This is a genomic window from Bradyrhizobium sp. (assembly GCF_035273305.1).
Lineage (GTDB): Bacteria > Pseudomonadota > Alphaproteobacteria > Rhizobiales > Xanthobacteraceae > Bradyrhizobium.
Genome location: NZ_DATEPI010000141.1, coordinates 1 through 3,489, shown reverse-complemented (window position 1 = coordinate 3,489; position 3,489 = coordinate 1). Strand labels below are relative to the sequence as shown.

The window sequence follows — 3,489 nt, the reverse complement described above, 5'->3', positions numbered from 1 at the left end:
GGTTCGGCCAACGTTTCGGGAAGTGTCGGGCGGGGCGGGGGCGTCGCGGTCAGGATCTCTGCCGGTGGCTCGGTTGCCACCGGCAGTGGGCGGCTCGTCGGTAACTGGGGGGCCGGCCGTTGGAGCGCACGGCTGTCGGGCGGAAACTGCAGTGGCCATTGGCAGGCGACGCGAAGTTGATCACCGTCCAGCAAATTGGCCCGCCAGATGGTCTGACGGGCCGTTTCGGAACTGCTAAAGGCTGAGATGATCAGCGCGGCGCCAGCACCATCACCACCTGGCGGCCTTCGAAGCGGGCGTCCTGCTCGACCTTGGCGAAATCGGCGACGTCGGCCTTCACTTTGTCCAGCAGCTTGGTGCCGATTTCCTGATGCGCCATTTCACGGCCGCGATAACGAAGGGTGATCTTGACCTTGTCTCCCTCCTCGAAGAACCGCTGCATCGCCCGCATCTTCACGTCATAGTCGTGATCGTCGATCATCGGCCGGAGCTTGATCTCCTTGATTTCGACCACCTTCTGTTTCTTGCGAGCTTCGGCGGCTTTTTTCTGCGCCGAATATTTAAACTTCCCGTAGTCCATAATCTTGCAAACGGGAGGATTTGTATTGGGCGAAATCTCCACAAGATCCATGCCGGCCTCGAGAGCCATCTTGATGGCGGCAACTGTCTCGACGGTGCCGTGGTTCGTGCCGTTCTGATCGATCAGCTGAATGGTGGCGTTGCGGATTTCGTCATTGGTGCGCGGCCCGTCTTTGGTGGCAGCGGGCGGGGCTCTATTGGGACGGCGAATGGGTAACTCTCCATAGTTGTGAACGAAGCCGATAGTCTGAAGCAATAAGGCGCAGGCGGCAAGCGAACTCGCAGCCGCATCCGCGAAAAGCATCAAATGCGAGGCATTTTGGTCACGTCCGACAATGCTGACCGGCACCGCACGTTCAGACCCAGTCCAGATAGAGGGCAAGCCTGCATCGCGCAAGCGCTGCCACCGGACTTAACCAGAATGCGCGTCCGTTGACGGATCGGTCGGGCTCACCCAAACAGCAATCAACCGGAGTAATCAGGCATGACCAATCCCACGGCATCAAGCGTGGCACCCGCTTTTATCGAGGTCGGAGAGGGGAGTGCAAAGCGCAAGATCGCCGTACGCGCCCGAACAGGCTCCGCGCCCGGGCTTTTTTGGCTTAGTGGCTTCAATTCCGACATGCAGGGCACCAAGGCCCTGGCGCTGGACGCATGGGCGGCTGAGCACGGGCGAGCCTGCGTCAGGTTCGACTATTCCGGCCACGGCGAGTCCGGCGGCGCCTTAATCGAGGGCACGATCGGCCGCTGGCTTGAAGAAAGTGTCGCGGTGTTCGAACAGTTCTGTGCTGGTCCACAAGTCGTGATCGGCTCCTCGATGGGCGGCTGGATGGCGCTGCTGCTGGCGCGCGAGATCGCGAGCCGTGAGCGCAGTCGCGCGTCGTTGGCCGGGCTGGTCCTGATCGCGCCGGCGCCGGATTTTACCGAACAATTGATGTGGAATTCGTTCTCGCCAGCGATCCAGGACGAGCTCAGGACCGAGGGCGTGTGGCTGCGGCCGTCGCAATATGGTGAGCCTTATCCGATCACCTATGCGCTGATCGAGGAGGGGCGCAATCACCTGTTACTTGGCAGTGCCATTGAGGTGGGATGCCCGGTTCGCATTCTGCAAGGCGCGCAGGATCCCGACGTGCCTTGGCAGCATGCATTCGCGCTCGCGCATCGGCTGCCCAGCGACGACGTGGTATTGACCATGATTCAGGATGGCGATCATCGCCTATCGCGGCCGCAAGACATTGCGCGGATCATCGCCGCGGTAGCGGAAGTTGGGCAATCGGAAGAAGCGATGTGAACGCCGTCGACACGGACCGCGCGTTTATCTTGATCATGCTGGCGTCGAGGGCCGAACGGCCGGCATCGCCTTGCGCTGCGCCAGCGCGGCGACTGTGGATGTTCCGATCGCACCTTGCTCGTCATAGAGAATACATTCGCCGATGGCGATACCGTCGGTAGCCTGGTGGTTCACGACTTCGAACCCGATCCACTCCTTCACTGGCAGGCGGTGCAGATAAAGCGTGACATCACTGTTGATGTAGCCAAGGCCCTGGTCGCCGGCATTGGCAAAGGGGCTCGCAAAATCAGCGGCGACAGCGACCCGCACGAATGGGGTCAGCGGCGCGCCATCGACGAGATCGCGCACTTCGCTCATCCAGAGCCGTCGCGGGCCGAGTGTGCCCATCGCGCCGACGATCGGCCGGATGGCCCACTTGCCGTGCATGCCAAGCCGTGGATCGGTCGGCGGGGGAATTTCTGACGGGAGAGGAACATTCCAGTTAGGCGGCGACCACACCTTGCCCGGCGGAGTTTCGGTTTTGCGCAGCAGCTGACAAGACGCGCGCGCCATCGCGACACCGGCGCTGAAGAAATCCGCCTCGACCAACTTGATCCGCACGCCATCGCGGACGAGCCGCGTCTTAACCTCGATCAGCGCTAGCGTCGGCAGCCGAAACATATCCACCGTGAGCCGCGCTGGGACGAAATCGTCGCCGCGGTAGCGCTGCTCGATCGCGAAAGCCAGAAGGCCGATGATGACCCGACCGTGCAGCGAGTTTGGGTCCCAGGGTCCGCGCGCGGCGTCGGTTGGGATAAAGGCGTCGCGATCCCGGTGAAAAAAAGGCTGATTTGTCATGCAGGCGGACCATGACGGAATCGCCCGCATCAAATCAAGCGCCGAACACGCAGAGCATCATGCGCAACATCGCCATTCCCGGCGAACCGCTTCGTCGGTTTCCTCCTCATGGGCTCGTGCAGCGCGGACCGAAAATTCTTCGCGGCCGATCAATCGAGATAGCGCCCACACCGCCGCGCCGCGGACGAGCGGACTTTGGTCGTGGAGCAGTCGCTCAGCGTGCGTCGCCAACGCGTTGTCTCCCGAGTTGCCGATCGCGATCAGCACATTGCGCAGGAAACGATCCCTCCCGATGCGCTTGATGGGCGATTTCGAAAACAATTTCCGAAACGCCGCGTCATCGAGCATCGCCAGCGCCGCGAGCTCCGGTGCACGCAATACTTGCCTTGCGGCGAGCTTTGCCTCGCGTCCGGCTTGCGCAAACTTGTTCCAGGGGCAAACCGCGAGACAGTCGTCACACCCATAGATGCGGTTTCCGATCGCCTCTCGAAATTCGTGCGGGATCGGTCCCTTGTTCTCAATCGTAAGATAGGAAATGCAGCGACGCGCATCGAGCTTGTATGGGGCAGGAAATGCGGCCGTGGGGCAGATATTGAGGCACGCCTGACAAGAGCCGCAATGATCTGGATCGGCCGCCTCGCGTGGCAGCTCGAGGCTGGTGAAAATCGCGCCGAGAAACAGCCATGAACCGAACTCACGCGAGACCAGATTGGTGTGCTTGCCCTGCCAGCCCAAGCCCGCTGCCTGCGCCAGCGGCTTTTCCATCACCGCAGCGGTATCGA

Annotated in this window: 4 protein-coding genes and 1 pseudogene; 2 read left to right on the top strand and 3 right to left on the bottom strand. The window is 61.6% G+C overall.

Annotation, left to right across the window (positions count from 1 at the left end):
• A pseudogene (locus tag VJV58_RS09680) lies at positions 1 to 180 on the top strand (hypothetical protein); the annotation flags it as partial.
• 70 nt (positions 181 to 250) lie between these two features.
• Here the strand turns inward: VJV58_RS09680 and infC are convergent.
• Entirely contained in the window at positions 251 to 790 is a 540-nt protein-coding gene (gene infC, locus VJV58_RS09675) for a translation initiation factor IF-3 (protein WP_324137121.1), read from the bottom strand.
• Between the two features lie 273 nt (positions 791 to 1,063).
• On the opposite strand from infC, the gene VJV58_RS09670 reads away from it, so the two are divergent.
• Complete coding sequence (locus tag VJV58_RS09670) at positions 1,064 to 1,870, top strand: alpha/beta hydrolase (RefSeq protein ID WP_324137120.1); 807 nt, start codon at positions 1,064 to 1,066, stop codon at positions 1,868 to 1,870.
• A gap of 33 nt (positions 1,871 to 1,903) precedes the next feature.
• On the opposite strand, the gene VJV58_RS09665 is transcribed toward VJV58_RS09670, so the two are convergent.
• A complete protein-coding gene (locus VJV58_RS09665) occupies positions 1,904 to 2,707 on the bottom strand; it encodes a thioesterase family protein (RefSeq protein WP_324137119.1) in 804 nt (267 codons plus the stop codon).
• A gap of 57 nt (positions 2,708 to 2,764) precedes the next feature.
• Positions 2,765 to 3,489 (bottom strand): tRNA epoxyqueuosine(34) reductase QueG (gene queG, locus VJV58_RS09660; RefSeq protein WP_324137118.1); only part of this gene is annotated, 725 nt, incomplete at its 5' end.

Excerpts from the sequence above, each read along its gene's own strand:
- VJV58_RS09670 (WP_324137120.1), top strand. The coding sequence starts at position 1,064 with ATGACCAATCCCACGGCATCAAGCGTGGCACCCGCTTTTATCGAGGTC.
- VJV58_RS09665 (WP_324137119.1), bottom strand. The coding sequence starts at position 2,707 with ATGACAAATCAGCCTTTTTTTCACCGGGATCGCGACGCCTTTATCCCA.